We start from the raw sequence: 15,476 nt of genomic DNA on the forward strand, positions 1-15,476 counted from the left end.
CGAGGATTCACCGTGCTCGCCTCTCCCTATCCCGCCCAGACTCGGTTCGCCCTCCGCGCGGGTGTCACCTGTTTGACCACGCCCGCCGGTGCGGTGCTGCTCAATCCGCCGCGCAACGAGAAGCTCACCGGTCTCGGCGCGGGAGCGTTGCAGGCGTTGAAAACCTTGAACCAGGGCCCGGCGACGGCCGCGGAGATGGCCACCGCGGCCGCCGGTGACGACATCACCGGCCTCATGCGCAAGCTCACCGACGGCGGCTGGCTCGCGGTGACCGTGCGCGACGGCGGCCGCGACCTCTACAGCATCCGCCCCTTCGCCCAGCCCGCGCCCCGGCCCGAGGTCGCGCTGCCGACCTGGTCGGCCACGCTGTCGAAGTTCGCCGTGTTGCATCGGGACGCGCAGGGTTTCGTGCTCGAACATCCGCGCTCGTGGTGCGATCTGCGCATCCACGATCCGCGTCTGCTCGCGCTGCTCGACGGCCCGCTGGCCGCCGATTCCCCGGTCGCGGCCGCGGTGAAAACGCAGTTCATGGCGGATCTGCAGTGGTGTGGCTTCCTCGTCGACGGTGACGAGGAGGAACACCGGTTCGCCACCCGCTCGTGGAACGCCCCCGACCTGTGGTTCCACCGCCGCAGCACGCTCGGCGCCCGCACGGTCACCTGGGACGATTTCGGGCCGACCCGCTGGGCCGAGGGCAAGTTCCCCGAATTACCCGCTCGCCGTGCACCTTTCGCCGGTGAACCGATCTTCCTGCCGAAGCCGGATCTGGTCGCGCTTCGCGTCACCGACCCGAGCCTGTCGGCGGCTCTCGAGGATCGCGTGTCCACCCGCGCTTTCGACGAGAGCGCGCCCGTCACCGCCGCCCAGCTCGGCGAACTGCTCTTCCGCAGCGCCCGCACCCGCGAAGACGGCTCCCGCCCCTACCCTTCCGGCGGCGGTGCCTACGAGCTCGAGGTCTACCCCGTTGTGCGCAACGTGGCGGGCTTGGAAAGCGGCATGTACCACTACGATTCGGTCGATCACGCCCTGCGCCCCGTGGCCGTCTACGACGCACCCGCCGTCCAGAAACTGGTGAAGTCCACCTCGGCCACCCTGGCAGGCGGCGCGGAACCCCAAGTGGTACTGCTGGTTTCGGCCCGTGCGGGCCGGGTGATGTGGAGCTACGAACAGGTCGCCTACGCCAACATCCTCAAGCACGTCGGCGTCCTCATGCAGACCGTCTACCTCGCGGCCACCGCCATGAACCTCGGCGTCGTCGCCCAGGGCTTCTCCGACACCTCCGCCTTCGCCACCGCCACCGGCCTCGACGAACTCGAGGAATGCAACGTCGGCAGCATCATTGTCGGCTCGCCCGCACGCTGAGCCCCGCCACCTATGTGAGAGCTACGTCACACGATGCAACCCGCGGCGCGGGTCGTGCGTCCTAACCATCGACGTGCTTTCTATCGGAGCGAGGGTTTCATGAACGACGAGTGGTCGGCGCCGACCCGTGCGGAGAACAACGCCCTGCGCGCGCAGATCGATTCGATGCTGGAGATGTTCGAATCGGAGAAGTCGGCGCTGCTCGGAATGCAGTCACGAGCGGCCGAACTGGTGAGTGTGTGGTCCGAGGACGGGCTGGTCCGCGCGTCTGGGAACATCGCCGGGGTGTCGGAGGTGCACATCGAACCCGATGCCTTCAAACGATCCACTCCCGAATCCCTCGGCCGCTCGGTCACCGAAGCACTCACCGAACTCTCCCGGCAGACCGCCCGCACCCAGGAAGACGCCCTGAGCCCGATCTCCGCGTCCATGCCCGACCTGTCCGACCTGGTGCCCGGCGCACCGAGCCTCAAAGACCTCATGGCCGAACTGGCCCCACCCCCGCCGCCAACGCCCGAACCGGTCGTCGAGGCGCCACGCGGTCTCATCGACGACGAGGACGACGAGGACGGCTACTTCCGCAACCGAACCTACCTGCGATGAGTGCGCTCAACGTCGATCCGGACGGCCTGCGCAACACTCAGCCCGCCTTCACCTCGGTCGCCGCCACGATCACCACCGCGGCCGAGCAGTTGGCGGCCGTGATCGCGGCCGAGGGTGAGTGCTGGGGCGGGGACGAGATCGGTTCCGCGTTCGCCGAGAACTACACGCCGGGAGTCGAACCGGGCCAGAAGGCGGTCACCGGCCTGGCCACCACCATGACCCAGCTCGGTACCAACATGGTGACCATCGCCGACACCTTCCAGACACAGGACACCGGGCACGCCGGGCAGATCGCCCAGGCCGAGGGCGCCCTGTAATGGGCATCGAGATCCCCGACGAACTGCAGTGGGTCGCCAAATACATTCTTGGAGCAGGTGATTGGCCCGACGGCGACGAAACCGCCATGCGTCGGGTCGCCGACGGGTGGACCGCGGTCGCCACCACTCTCGACACCGTCGACGACGCGGCCGCGCTGGCGCTGAACGCCGCGCTGACGGCGATATCCGAGGGTGAAACCCACACCGCCATAGCCACTTTCCGCGACAAGCTGCTGTCCGGGGACCAGGCGACGATGACGGCGGTCCGCAAATGGTGTGAAACCCAAGCCACACTGCTCGAAGACGGCGCGAACGACATCGAGCACACCAAGCTGGTGATCATCGGAACGATGATCGTCACGGCGGTCGAACTGTCGGTGGCGTTGGCGACGTCCTGGACGGGTGTGGGTGCGGTCGCCGGTGTCGCCGCGCGCGTCGCGGGCCAGATCGCGGTGCGGATGGCGATCAAACAACTCATCGCCCGCATGCTCACCCGGGGCGCGGCCAAAGCAGCCGCCCGGCTCGCCCTGCGCGGCGCGGCCTTCGAAGCGCTGGAGGAGGGCGGCGTCGACCTGGCCGCCCGGCTCATCCAGGTGTCCAACGGCGACCGCACCGCCGACAAGTTCGGCTGGACCGATCTGGGCCTCGCCACCTTCGGCGGAGCGGTCGGCGGCGCGGTGGGCGGCGTATTGGGCGGCGGCACAGGCGCTCTCGCCGACACCGCTGGTTCCACCGTCGGCAAACTCGCGGGCAAGGTCGTGGGTGGCACCGTCACCGAACTTGGTGCCGACATCTCCGCGCAAGCAGCGGCAGCCGGAGTCGGCGCCGCCTTCCTCGGGCAGGAATTCAAGCTCGACATCGGCGTCGACACGTTCACCAGTGCCGGTGCGGGCGGTGTGCAAACCGCCCTGGAATCCGGCGGTTCCTCACCTGGTCAGGCACCGACGGTCCCCGACCTCGGCACCGACCTCCCCGGCGCAACCACCCCCGCCGCTGCCACCGCGCCCGCCTCAACCGGCGATCCGGCGGCGTCCGCACCCGGCAACGGCTCTCCGACCACCTCGGTACCAGGCGGCGACAACGCACCCGCCTCGACTGCCCCGGCGGCGACCGGCGATCCGGCGACGTCGGCACCAGCCGCCACCGGCGACCCCTCCCAGACCGCACCCGCCGCCACCGGCGACCCCGGAATATCAGCACCCGCCGCCACCGGCGACCCCTCCCAGACCGCGCCCGCAGCAACGGACGACCCCGCAACATCAGCACCGACAGCCATCGAAGACTCCGCTAGTAGCAATTCGACCGACGCCCCGCCCCCGGCATCAACCGAGCCGCCGGTCACGTCCGGTGCACCCGTCTCCACCGAGGTAGGCGACCCACCTACATCGGCGCCGACTACCGATGACCCTGGCGCCGCGGGCAATCCGCCGCCCACCGACACCCCGCCGACTGTCGAAGCTCTTCAGTCGAATCCCGCCGCCGACACACCTCCGACCGCCGAGACCGCGCAATCAACGGACGCGCCGACGCTCGACAACGGCGCGCCCGCAGACAACGACACCTCCGTACCATCCGCCACCACACCGGACACTCCGGTTCAGCCAGCGCCGATCGCCACCGACACCTCGACCCTCGACCTCCCACTCCAACAGTCACCGACTGCCGTCGCTCCGGAATCCGAGACGTCCCCACCGCCACCGGCGCAACAGAATCCGGCTACTCCGGCACCGAGCACGGTCTCTGAGTCGACACCTCAACAAGCGCCGACCGCGACCGTCCCCGCTGCTGCGCCGACAGCTGTCGGCGGCACCCCGTCACCGATTGTCGATCGCCACAGCTCACCCGCTTCCACCGAAACAGCGGCAGCCACCACAACCTCTGCTCCGGCGGCGACGACGAATGCGGTCTCCCAGGCCGGAACCTCCACGCCGTCTACCCTTTCCTCCGTCGGCCCCACACCGGGCTCGTCCCCGTCACAGGTGCCTCCGGCGCCGATCGGTGCAACCCCGTCGCCTTCGCAGCCATCGTCGCGAACGAGCGTTGCCCCTGGTGTCGACACATCTCGACCCGACTCGCCCCGCCGCTCGACTACGGAAGCCGCGGCACCATCCGCCCCCGCAGCGCCCACGACAGCCCAGCCCCTCGGTAGTAGTCCCATTCCGAACGGCTCCGTCAACAGCAATCCAGCTTTCGGCCCGACACAGACACCAGGCGTCTCGCCCGGCCCGCAAGACATGGGCCATTCTGTCCAGAGCCAAGCGCGCACACTTCGCGAAAGCCTTCGCGGCCAGCCGTCGCAGGACGGCCGGACCGTCCCTGTCGACGCCAACCGCAGCCCATTCCTGCAACGCCCCCCGGCGTATTCGATCCGCCGGTTCCACCTGGGTGGAAACCAGTGGGTTGCCGTCGCGACCATCCGTGCGCATATTCCTCACGCGGACCAGATGTCGCCCAGCGAACTCCGTCAGGCGGTCGAGGGCATCCAGGCAATCGTCGACGCGACCTTCAACAACGGCAGTCGATTGCTCAGCGGCGATCAATTCCTGGTCGATGTCGAGATCGCCTCGGATCCTGCCGCCGCCGACATGACCGTTTCCCCGGAGCAGTCCGCATATTCCGTCGCCAACACACTGCGGGACCACATGGGCCTCTTCCCGGCGCCCGCTGGGCAGCAGTTGAGTCCCGACGATCTCCGCGAGGTCAGCAACGACATCGCCCGCGCGAATACCCCTGCGCGATTCAGTGATCCGGCGAACTCACGCGTCGTCGACCACCGCCACCTCACCGATATCGAAGACCCCGTGCATCAGAACCGAGTCGAGGACTCGCTGCGCGCGGGCAACGGGTTCGTCCGAGGTGCCGACCCTCGAACCCATCCGTACGGGCGGTTGACCAACGACGGTGGTCGCACCGTCCCCGGTCGCGGCAACAACTGTCTCGACTGTTCTCTCGCGGCGTTGTCGTCCTTCTTCGGTCTTCCACGTGTGTCCGCGCCACGGTGGCCGGACCGGTTGCCGAACGGCGAGTTGGACAACGTATCGGGCGAGTGGAACGGCCCCCAACGTGTCGAGGCCTGGCTGGGTGCGGGTCTTGCGTCGTTTTCCGGCATGCCTATCCCGGATCAGTACCAGGCTCTGCACAACTACATCGCCGCGCTCGGCCCGGGTTCGGCCGCATTCGTCGGAACCATGTGGCACGCACGGGATGCGAACGGCAACAAGCGATACCTGCCGGACGGTTCGCCTGTCTTCAACGGCGGCCACGCTACGGTGATCGTCTTTCCACCGGGAGCCGCTGGACCGGTGTGGTGGGACCCGCAGTCGGGGGAAACATTCGACGGCCCGCCGCCCTCGCTGGTCCACAACTCGGCAGAACTCAGATGCATTCCCATCGACGCGAACGGAGGGCCGCCCCATGGCGGAACCGATAACCAGCCGGGAACAGGCCAGACATTTGCTGGCGCAGGTGTTCGGCCCGGACCAGCAGTACAGCATCCTGGAGGGGAAACACGGCTGGGTTTGCCAGCAGATGTTGTCCACGGAGGAACAAGCCCAGCGGGGAATGGGCTTGGGCAACTACGTGATCAACAAACATACGGGGGTGATCACCGCGCATTCGAGCATGGCGATGCCGGTGATCGCGGAGGAATTCGACCGAACGACGGAAGCGGGACTGCCGCCCCAGGGCTACCAGGTGTATCCGAAACAGCGCCGAATCCAGTTGACTCGGATCTCGGAGGACCCGAACTCGATCCGGTACCGGGTCCACCTGACGTTCCTGGCTTCGCCGGAGGACCCGGGCATCACCCAGGAGGTCGAGATCACCAAGAATCCGATCCGCCACCGACCAACGGATCGAGTATCAGCAGTCGCGACATCGTGGGCGTACGCGCAGAGTCGCAGCTCGGGAACCTGGCCGACGGAGGGGACCTTCGAGGAATAACGCCAGCTGGCAATTCGCCGACGCCCCAGCCACCATCTTCACAAGAGGTGAACGGCGCGAACCAGTCTCGCGTCGCCCGCGAGAATCTGCGTCAGCAGCGGCCGGACGGTGGAGTTCGGTCGGTCGCGGATTCGGGTGGCAACCGCCGCTTCACCGTGGCGAGATTCATCCGTGCGTTCGGTGAGCCCGTGTCGGTACTTCGGCTCGGCCTACACTTATCAGGGCAGGACCGCCTCGATCCGGCGCTGGTCCAGGCGTTGGTCGAGCGAGCCCAATTTGCCGTCGATCTCCGCTTCAACCAAGGCGCTCGGCTTCCCTCGGGCGACTGGATGATGGTCGACCTCGTTCCGATCAGTGATCCCGGCACAGCGGACATGCGGATCGACCTCGACCCGGCGAATCCACGCAGTACATCGACCGCCGCCGACCTCGACAGCCTTACCGCCTTGCTGCGGGACCAACTCGGGCTGGGTCCAGCGCAGGCAAGCGGGCTGTCGCACAATGACCTCCAGCGAATCGGCAGTCGGATCGACCAGGGCGCGCCGACTGCTCCGACCGACCTCCAGCCGAATTCTCCGGCAGGCCCCGCCGATATCCGCAGTCACATCCCCGCTCGGCTTCCGGACCATCGTGCGCCCGCGTCCATTCCCCCTCCCCCGCCTGGACCCGCACCGACATCGCCATCAGCTGGCACGAATTTCCAGCCGAACCCCGTCGGGGCCGACCGTGGGCTCCAGACACCTCAGTGGCATCAGACATGGGCCGACCCGAGCTTCGCCGATCAGCGAAGCGCTCAACGGGAGCCCGGGCCGATTCGCCGATTGGTCCGGAAGCTTTTCGGGGTCCAACCTCGCCAGAGCACCTTCGCGCCGCCACCGGCCGCGCCGCCGGTGCGTGCGCGAGCGCCGATCGCACCGCCGCCACCTGTCACGAACAGTCACCAGCAAGCGTCGGCGCGAGAAGATTTCTCGGACCTTCCGTTCAGCGCAGGCCCGCCTTATGCAACGCAGGAAATGAACTCCACCTATCGCGGAGAGCACGAGGTTGGAAACTCGGTATGGGAACACCCCTTGCGGGTTGCCTATCTGAACGAATTCGAACGCCAGCGTCTTCGGCTATACGTGCGGGAGGGAAGAATCTACGACGCGGACGGTAGATTGTTCGATACCCGCTCCGGCACCACTGCTTGGGGTGGCGCGGGACGTGCGATCTTCGTCATGGATGAGCACGGTAACCTGTATGCCTCGAACTATCATGAGCGCGGACTCTTTCACCACTCCAGTTTTCTCGCCGGTGCGAACATCGCCGCAGCCGGCGAGCTGGCTGTAGTCGACGGCGAACTACAGATGGTGACCGACTCGAGTGGGCACTACCGGCCCTCCCGCGGGCACACCATGCAGGCGATCAACCAGCTCAGGAACCTGGGCATACCGCTAACTCCGGGCCAGGTCCGGTTCGAAGCTCCACCACAATGAAGGGAACGGCGTGAGCTGGCAGGGTGTTGTAAACGCGATCTTGTATTCGGTGCAGTTCGAGAAGGAGCTCGACAACAGCGTTGTGGACAGGATCGCGTATGCGTTGTTGACCGAACCTCTCGGGACGTTCACCCAGGAGGATGAGTATCGAATACTGACCGATGGCCTGGCGGCCGGTACTCCCATTCCTGAAGTGGTGTCGATGCCGGAAGGTGCCGCAGAACTCCGAGAATTCTTGAACCGAATTGTGGCGCGGATGGATGCTATGCGCCCGTGGCCATCGCTGCCCTATCATCGTTTGTCGGCGGACAGCGTATCGGCCTTCAAGAACGCTGTGCCGATTGCGCGTATCTCGACGAGCGTCAACGATATCGAGGCCAGAATCTCCCGGGGGTTCTATTGGGGTACAGATTTCGGTACCTTCATTCCGCTGAAGATGAAGTCCGGCCGGGTGCTCGGAATGTTCACTCCGTTCTGGGACGACAGTGACGACCTGGTCCTCGTCACCGCTACCGATGAACCCGAACCGAGCGCAGCGATCGAAGAACTGCTGTCGGCGACGCGGATAGACCCCGCCCAGGTCGTACCGCTGTCGGCGAATGATCTGGAGCCCTTCACCGAGCGGTGATGCGATAGTCGCCGATTCCAGCGTGCCCAAGCGGTGGTCTGACTCGCTGAGTGAAGTGACGGCGGAGCAGGCATCCGGCATGGAACATGGACATGCGACGATCTCAAAAGCTTTGGCCTGGAACCTTGTTCGAACGTTTCTGACCACCGAGCAGTTCAGTCTGATCGGGTTCGATTTCGGCTGGCGTGTGGTGCCCGGGGTGCGGAATCGCGGGGCGGCGACGTTGGTTGTGGAGCGAGAAGCGGGAGTGCTCGTGCAGTTTCCTTCATCCGTTCCGCCGGGGCGGATCGAGTCGGGCTACGTCGGTATCCGGCATCTCGGTCACGTGTGCGAGCGTGATTCTCGGGAATCGCACAGGGCAGACGCGCCCGGCTAACTCGGTCCGGATCGCGAGCGCGAAACTACCGACCACCTCGCCGCGAGCTCCGGTTCACCGATCTGCTCGCGGCGTGGACGGCGCGTTAGGGGTCAGGCGGGGGTGCCGTCCCAGGTGACCAGCTTCCAGCCTTTTGCGGGGCTGCCCTTCACGGTGACGCGGCCGGTGTTTCGGATGGGGTCGGTCTGGAGTTTGCTCAGGTCGGGGTCGGTGACGGTCATGAGGGTCCAGACCATGATGGAGCCGCCGTGGGAGAAGATCGTCGCGCGCTTGTGGCCGCGGTCCTGGATGTCCTGGATGGAGTCGTCCATGCGCTTTTTGAATTCGTGGCCGTTGATCGAGCCGGGGATGCGGGCGTCGAGGTTGCCCTGCATCCACTGGAGCGGCGCGGCGAAGTAGTTCGCCATCGCGTCCTTCTCGGGCGTGCCTTCGTAGATGCCTGCTTCGATCTCGTGGAAGCCGTCCTCGACGATCACCGGACGGTCGCACAGTTCCGAGGTGGGCAGGGCGGTGTGTTGGGTGCGGATCATTGTCGACGCGTAGATGCCGTCGAATTTGCAATCCGCCAGGCGCACAGCGGCCGCGGCGGCTTGTTCCCCGCCCGTTTCGGTGAGTTCGGAGCCGGGAACGGAGGTGTCGATCAGGCCGGAGGCGTTGCCTGCCGATTCGGCGTGGCGGACGAAGGTGAGTGTCATTTCGCCGGTTTGCGGCGCGGCGACGGCGCTGCCGCCGCCGAAGGCGATCAGGCCGACCAGCGCGATCGTCGTGGACAGGCGTGACGCAATGTGGGGCATGGGGACTCCTCGCGTACCGATGTGGGCCACGCTGTGCGACCCGGTCCGGGACGGTAGGTTCCGCCGATGGACAGCGGCCATGTCATCTCCCGATGAATGGCACACTTTCGAGGGGTGGGGGCCGACCTCACCCTGCTCGGATCATTTTCCGCGCAGGCCGAAGGGGTTGCCGTCGGGGTCGGTGAGGGTGCAGATCCTGGTGTCGGGGGCGACGGTCTGGGGTGCCGATTTCTCGGTGGCGCCCGCTGCGAGCAGGGCGGTTCGGGTGGCGTCGAGGTCGTCGACGTCGGTCATGGCTATCGGGCCGGTGGCGCGGTCGCCCTGGGGGTTGAGGCTGATTTCGAAGCCGTTGACGTTGTAGCCGACGTAGTAGGGCTGGTCGGTGTGAGGCTGCCCGTAGAGGGCCGTGTAAACCTTCTTGGCGGCTTCCAGATCGGACACGGGGATGACGACGGCGCCGACAGCGGGACTCATAGTGCTTCCTTCCGAAGAACAGCAGGACTGCGTCGAATGGAAAACGGTCGGCAACCAGCGTAACCAGTGATCAGGCCGAAATGCGGTAGGCGAGCTCGTGCACATGCCCCGGCTACTGTCCGGGCGCGGGTGCGAGGCTGCCGCGGTCGATGATCAGTTCCGTATCCGGTGTGAGGAAACCCTTGGTACCGAATTCGATCAGGGGTTGCGGATGGAACCACTCGACGCGGTCGACCGGGCGAGTGCCGACGAGGAACAGGGAATTCGGGTAGTGGACCCTCTCGTAGAAGGGGTCGAAAGTCGGGATGCCCTTCACACACATTTTCGGATCGTCGATGCCCGCGGCCGCGAGGATCTTTTCCGGGGCTGCGCCTGGTCGGAGCGGGATCATGCGGTCCCATTCCGACGACCAGCCTGCGCGACGGCCGATCTCGCGCATAGTGATCGGTACTGCACGCGCGGTCACCACTTCGCGAACCCGGTTCTGCAGCGCGACGAAGTCACCCAACTCGCGTTCGGTCGTCCGCACGTTCAATGTTCCCGACGGGCAGTGCGGCTCAGCTCTGCCGACGACGGCGCACGACGTGAGCAGCAAGGACAAAGCGAGAACTCCCGCGACTTCGCGCACCACGTTCCTCCCCCGATCACGTCACGTCTACTCTACCGGCCCACCGGCATCGACGATCGGCCCGTTTCGGTCTGCCGAAACGGGCCGGAAGTGTCGACCGGATGCTCAGAGGGCGGCGGCCAGGAGTCGCACCGCCTCGGCCCATAGTTCGGCGAGGCGGTTCGCTCGGGCTTCCGTGAACAGGGCGGCACTCCAGCGGAAGTTGGTGGTCAGTGCGGGGCCTTCGGGGGTGGTGCCGATTCCCGCGATGACGTCCACCGCGTAGCGGAGGGGGAGGTCGGGTTCGGGGTCGAGTGGGAGGGCGGTGTCGTGGGCGCCAACGAGCAGCGACCACGGGTCGTTGTTGTTGCCGCTCAAGTCGATTCGGCCGAGGTAGTTGAATTCCACCTGGGGTTCGGTACCGAGTTCGGGCACGCGGGCGACGTAGCGGAGCAGGCCGTAGTCGAGTCCCTGGTTGGGGATTTCGCGCAGATGCTCGGTGACCGAGTCGAGCAGCGAGCGTGCGGCACCCGGATCGGCTTGGGCGCGGGTGATATCCACGCAGTGCTCGCCGACGCCGAGACGAACCGGGAACACGCTGGTGAACCAGCCGAGGGTGTTGGCGGTGTCGGTGCCGAGTTCGGTGTCGGCGCGGCCGTGGCCCTCGAGGGCAATCAAAGCGCCTGCGGCGGGGTCGTTTCCGTTCTCGGCGTGCAGTGCGGCCATGGTCATGGTGAGGGCGGTGAGCAGGAACTCGCGGACGCCCTCGTCCTTGCCGGTGCGGTCGAGGAGGCGCCGGGTCACCTCGACCGGGGTGGCGACGGTGCTCACGCGCAGGCTCGACCAGGTGTCGGAGGCCGGGGCGGGGCGGCGGGAGCCGAGGGGCGCGTCGGGCCCACGCACCTGGTCGACCCAATAGTCGCGCTGGGCCAGCACTTCCGGGGTGCCGGCCCGCTGCCACATGAGCTCGGACCACTGCCGGTAGGAGGTGAACTCCGGGAGCATCTTCGGGGTGACGCCGGACTGGATCTGCTGCCAGGCGGCGGCGAGACCGTCGATCATGATGTGCCAGGACACCACATCGACGGCCAGGTGGTGCACCGCGAGCAGGAGTATGTCGCCGGAACCACTGTCGGTGTCGCCCCCGGAATTCTTCGCGTCGCCCGATCGCTGGTCGACTTCCGACGAACCCGGTGCGCCCGCGAACCACACCGCGCGCACCATCTCCCCCGACCTCGGGTCGATCGCGTCATTGGCGAGACGCGCGAATTCGGTGATGGCGGAATCCAATTCGGACCCGGCGAGGCCACGCGGCGCTTCGATCACCACGTCGCCCGCGGTAACGACACCCGGTGCGCGGGTGACCATGCGTGGCCCGTCGGGCGTATCGGTGAGCACGGCGCGCAGGGTGTCGTGGGCGTCGAGCAGCGCCTGGAGTGTGGATTCCAGTGCGGCGCGGTCGATTCCGGTGGGCAGGCGTAGCAGCGCGGTCTGGGTGAAGCGCCGGTAGTTGCCGTACTCGTACATCCACGACACCACCGGTAGCGGCGGGACCACGCCGTAGGAGTCGGCACCGGCCTCGGCGGCGACGGGCGCGTCATCGACGGCGGCGGCCAGTTCGCGGATGGTTGGGCAGGCCAGCACCATGCGGGGGTTCAAGGCCAGACCACGACGACGAGCCTTGTTCACCAGGGAGATCGCGACAATGGAGTCGACGCCGAGTTCGTAGAAGTCGGCGTCGATACCGGGCGCACGGCCGTCGAAGAGTTCGGCGAAGACCTCGCTCAGCGCGATCTCGGTCGGCGTCTCGGCGGCGGCGTTGCTGTCGGCCGACGACAGTGCCTGTTCGGCGAGCTCGTTCAGCGCGTGCCCGTCGAGCTTGCCGTTGACGTTCACCGGGAGCTGATCGAGGACGACGATGCGCGCGGGAATCATGTACGCGGGCAGACGCTGCGCGAGATCGGCGCGGACCCGGCTCACCACCACGGCGCGCCCGGCCTTGCCGACGACGAACCCGACCAGCGACGCGCCACCGGCACGGCGGACCACGGTGACGGCGGCGGTGTCGATATCGGCCGAGCGACGCAAGGCGGTCTCGATCTCGCCGACCTCGATGCGATAACCGCGCACCTTCACCTGCGCGTCGGCACGGCCGAGATAACCGAAGCGATCGCCGGGCAGGCGGCGCACGAGGTCACCGGTGCGGTACATGCGCTGCCCGGGGCAGGTCGGGTCGGCGACGAACCGGTCGGCGGTGATGGCGGGTTTGCCCAGGTAGCCGCGGGCCAACTGCACCCCGGACAGGTACAGCTCGCCGACGATCCCCGGCGGCACCGGGCGCAACCGCGAGTCGAGCACGTAGCCGACCATGCCGCCGTTCGCGGTGCCGATCGTGGGGATGTCCGAGGTGGCGACCGGGGCGACAACGGCTTCGACGGTCGTCTCGGTCGGCCCGTAGCAGTTGTACACAGCGGTCCCCGGGAGGGCGCGCAAGCGCGCCCACAGGGCGGTGTCGATGGCCTCGCCACCGAGAGCGAGGACCGACAGCTCGCGGTCGAGCAGACCCGCCGCCGCCAGCTGGGCCAGCATCGACGGGGTGGTGTCGATCATGTCGATGTCGAATTCGGCCATGCCCGAGACGATTCGGTGCGCGTCGCGCATCTCCTCGGCGTCGAACAGATGCAGGGCCTGCCCCGCGAAGAAGCCGACCATCGGCTGCCAGGAGGCATCGAAGCCGAGCGACCAGGCGTGCGCGATGCGCAGCGGTCGGCCGAGTTTCGCCATCGCCGGGCGGTAGAAGCGCTCCAGGTGATCGGCGAAGTATCCGGCCAGGGCGGCATTGGTGCCGACGACGCCCTTGGGTTCGCCGGTGGAGCCGGAGGTGAAGATGATGTAGGCGGCGTGGTCGAGTTCACGGAGGACCGCGGGAGCCTGTGCCGGGCGATTCGCGATCCGATCGACAACCACGGCGTCATCGACCGCGAGGACACACACAGCACTCGGATCTACCGAGGCGGCCGCCGACAACTCCGCGCCGAGCGAGGCCGACGCGGATTCCGTCTCTGATGTAGGCGCGGCGCCGTCGGATCGAGGCGCCCCGGCGATCGACCCGTCGGAACCTGGGAGCACGCCCTGTGGCGCGATTCCGGCGAGCAGGTGACGATCCGTGTCGAGGACCACGGCCAGCACCGGGTTCGACTGGCGCAGAATGGATTCGATTCGACCAACGGGCAGGGTGATGTCGACCGGGACGTAGGCGGCACCGGCGGCGAACGTGGCCAGAATGGTGATGATCGCGTCGGTGCCGCGCGGGAGCATCAGGGCGACAACAGTTTCCGGGCCGACACCGTTGGCGGCGAACTCCGCGCCCAGGCGGCAGGCGTTGTCGTGTAGCTCGCGATAGGTGAAGTGCTCACCCCCGGTGGTGGTGAGGGCCGTGGCATCCGGGGTCGAGGCGACTTGCCGTTCGAACAGTTCCCAGGGCGTCGCCGACGGCGCTGGGGTGCGATCCGCGGCAGCACGGGCGAGTTCGGCATGTTCGGCTGGCGTGAGCAGGTCGATGGCGTCGAGGGTCGCCTCGGCGTCGAGAGCGGGCAGGGTGCGCAAGATGGCGACCAAGCGGGCGCCGAGGTCGGCGGGGTCGAGGTGGCCGAGCAGCGCGGGCACCGCCTCGACCAGGACGAGCAGTTCACCCTCGCTCAGATGCGACACCACCGTGAGCGGGTAGTGGGCCAGGCTCTCCATCTCGATGGGCCGGAACTGGGCGCCGTCGGCGGCGGTGACAATCTCGAGCGCGTCGTCGATCGGAGCGTTCTCGAACACGAACAGGGTGTCGAACAGTGCGCCCTGGCCTGCCGCACGCTGCAGCGTCGACAGGCTCAGATAGCCGATGTCGCGCATGGCCGACGAATCACGTTGCAGCCGAGCGCATTGCGCGACGATCGGCTCACCGGCCGCCAGCCGATGCACGACGGGAACGGTGTTGATGAACAGCCCGACCATGCCTTCGACGCCGGTCAGCTTCTCCGGGCGACCGCTGATAGTGGTGCCGTAGACGACATCGGTGCGGTCGGTGATCCGGCCGAGCAGCACCGTCCAGGCGAACTGCACGGCGGTGTTGAGCGTCATGCCGTTGGCGCGGGCCCATTGCTGGAGTAGCTCGGTTTCCGGCGCGGACAGGCGCAGTCGCGTGGTCTCGGGCACCGAGGAACCGCGCGTGCCCGCACCGTCGGCCAGCACCAACGGGGCGCTCACCTGACCCAGATACTCGGCCCAGCGCCGCGCGGCGGCATCGTGGTCCTGGGCGCCGAGCCAGCCGATGTAATCGCGGTACGGACGCGGAGCGGGCAACCCGTCGAGGCGCCCACCCGCCTGGTACACGGCGAGCAGTTCGGTGAAGAACACCGCGACCGCCCAGCCGTCCATCAGGATGTGGTGGGCGGTGAGGATCATCCGCTTGCGCGGCCGCTGCGCGTCGGTGACGTTCAGCAGCAGGATGCGCAGGGCCGGACCGCGGCTCAGGGTGAACGGCACGCGCCGCTCCGACTCCGCGATGGACTGGAATTCGGTTGTCGTCGCGTCACGTTCGGCCCAGGGCAGCTCGGCGTGGGACGGGATGATCTGCACCGGCTTGGGTACGTCGGTGTCCCAGAACGCGGCCCGCAGGTTCGGGTGACGGTCGAGCATGGCCTGAGCGCTGCGGCGCAGTAGGTCCGGGTCGAGCGGTCCGTCGATGTCGACGACGAACTGCATCGTGTAGAGGTCGATCTCGGCCCCGGCCATCCGCGACAGGGAGAACAACCCCTCCTGCAGGGGGCTCAACGCGAGTACGTCTTCGATCTGCGGCGCACTCATGTTGCGTCCTTTCCTAGTGGTCGGGTCGTCGGACAGCCGACACC

Annotated in this window: 10 protein-coding genes; 6 read left to right on the forward strand and 4 right to left on the reverse strand. The window is 67.3% G+C overall.

From position 1 onward, the window contains the following. The first annotated feature begins 12 nt into the window (after positions 1-12). The 6 genes from NC7_RS12430 to NC7_RS29075 all read left to right on the forward strand — a co-directional run bounded on the left by NC7_RS12430 (position 13) and on the right by NC7_RS29075 (position 8,703). Complete coding sequence (locus NC7_RS12430) at positions 13-1,362, forward strand: SagB family peptide dehydrogenase (protein WP_067982293.1); 1,350 nt, start codon at positions 13-15, stop codon at positions 1,360-1,362. A gap of 99 nt (positions 1,363-1,461) precedes the next feature. Continuing rightward, complete coding sequence (locus NC7_RS12435; protein WP_067982296.1) at positions 1,462-1,965, forward strand: YbaB/EbfC family nucleoid-associated protein; 504 nt, start codon at positions 1,462-1,464, stop codon at positions 1,963-1,965. Continuing rightward, positions 1,962-2,282 (forward strand): WXG100 family type VII secretion target, encoded by a 321-nt coding sequence (locus NC7_RS12440; RefSeq protein WP_067982298.1) that lies wholly within the window; start codon positions 1,962-1,964, stop codon positions 2,280-2,282. Before NC7_RS12435 ends, NC7_RS12440 begins: the two co-directional genes overlap by 4 nt. Further along, positions 2,282-7,699 (forward strand): toxin glutamine deamidase domain-containing protein, encoded by a 5,418-nt coding sequence (locus tag NC7_RS28500; protein ID WP_084458431.1) that lies wholly within the window; start codon positions 2,282-2,284, stop codon positions 7,697-7,699. The genes NC7_RS12440 and NC7_RS28500 overlap by 1 nt, the downstream gene beginning before the upstream one ends. A 10-nt stretch (positions 7,700-7,709) precedes the next feature. Then, on the forward strand, positions 7,710-8,327 hold the full coding sequence (locus tag NC7_RS12465; protein ID WP_067982311.1) for a hypothetical protein: 618 nt from the start codon (positions 7,710-7,712) through the stop codon (positions 8,325-8,327). Positions 8,328-8,382: 55 nt separating this feature from the next. Then, positions 8,383-8,703 (forward strand): hypothetical protein, encoded by a 321-nt coding sequence (locus NC7_RS29075; protein WP_159372847.1) that lies wholly within the window; start codon positions 8,383-8,385, stop codon positions 8,701-8,703. 92 nt (positions 8,704-8,795) lie between these two features. Here NC7_RS29075 and NC7_RS12470 read toward each other — a convergent pair whose 3' ends face one another. The 4 genes from NC7_RS12470 to NC7_RS12485 form a co-directional block, all read right to left on the reverse strand. Next, the gene (locus NC7_RS12470; protein ID WP_067982314.1) at positions 8,796-9,497 is read right to left on the reverse strand and encodes a histidine phosphatase family protein; all 702 of its coding nucleotides are present in this window, start codon (positions 9,495-9,497) and stop codon (positions 8,796-8,798) included. 141 nt (positions 9,498-9,638) lie between these two features. Next, complete coding sequence (locus NC7_RS12475; protein ID WP_067982317.1) at positions 9,639-9,971, reverse strand: VOC family protein; 333 nt, start codon at positions 9,969-9,971, stop codon at positions 9,639-9,641. Positions 9,972-10,083: 112 nt separating this feature from the next. After that, entirely contained in the window at positions 10,084-10,599 is a 516-nt protein-coding gene (locus NC7_RS12480; protein ID WP_157101962.1) for a hypothetical protein, read from the reverse strand. A 105-nt stretch (positions 10,600-10,704) separates the two neighbouring features. Next, positions 10,705-15,432: a non-ribosomal peptide synthetase gene (locus NC7_RS12485; protein ID WP_067982323.1), complete on the reverse strand. Its 4,728-nt coding sequence runs from the start codon at positions 15,430-15,432 to the stop codon at positions 10,705-10,707. Between the last annotated feature and the right edge of the window lie 44 nt (positions 15,433-15,476).

Origin of the sequence: Nocardia caishijiensis NBRC 108228, assembly GCF_001612825.1 — a bacterium.
Taxonomy (GTDB): Bacteria; Actinomycetota; Actinomycetes; order Mycobacteriales; family Mycobacteriaceae; genus Nocardia; species Nocardia caishijiensis.

Bases quoted from the DNA above. Each gene is read 5' to 3' on its own strand.
- NC7_RS12435 (WP_067982296.1), top strand. From the start codon at position 1,462: ATGAACGACGAGTGGTCGGCGCCGACCCGTGCGGAGAACAACGCCCTG.
- NC7_RS12440 (WP_067982298.1), top strand. From the start codon at position 1,962: ATGAGTGCGCTCAACGTCGATCCGGACGGCCTGCGCAACACTCAGCCC.
- NC7_RS28500 (WP_084458431.1), top strand. From the start codon at position 2,282: ATGGGCATCGAGATCCCCGACGAACTGCAGTGGGTCGCCAAATACATT.
- NC7_RS12470 (WP_067982314.1), bottom strand. From the start codon at position 9,497: ATGCCCCACATTGCGTCACGCCTGTCCACGACGATCGCGCTGGTCGGC.
- NC7_RS12475 (WP_067982317.1), bottom strand. From the start codon at position 9,971: ATGAGTCCCGCTGTCGGCGCCGTCGTCATCCCCGTGTCCGATCTGGAA.
- NC7_RS12485 (WP_067982323.1), bottom strand. From the start codon at position 15,432: ATGAGTGCGCCGCAGATCGAAGACGTACTCGCGTTGAGCCCCCTGCAG.